We start from the raw sequence: 237 nt of genomic DNA on the forward strand, positions 1-237 counted from the left end.
TCGAGCGACCAGTCCAGGTCCGCCGGGGGCAGGCTCAGGTGGTCACGCTCGTCGGGCGCCGACAGCACGCTCATCAGCAACGCCGTGTCGGCGACCGTCCGGGTCATCGGGCCCGCCACCCGGCCGAGGAACGGCGGGTCGACCGGGACGCGGCCGAAGCTCGGCTTCAGGCCGGTCAGGCCGCACCAGCCCGCGGGCAGCCGGATCGAGCCGCCGATGTCGGTGCCGACGTGCAGG

Annotated in this window: 1 protein-coding gene; it reads right to left on the reverse strand. The window is 75.1% G+C overall.

What is annotated here, in order from left to right; all coding sequences use genetic code 11:
- Positions 1 to 237 (reverse strand): amidase family protein (locus G3I65_RS23595; protein ID WP_240924598.1); only part of this gene is annotated, 237 nt, incomplete at both ends.

This window comes from Amycolatopsis sp. SID8362 (assembly GCF_010550475.1).
GTDB lineage: Bacteria > Actinomycetota > Actinomycetes > Mycobacteriales > Pseudonocardiaceae > Amycolatopsis > Amycolatopsis eburnea.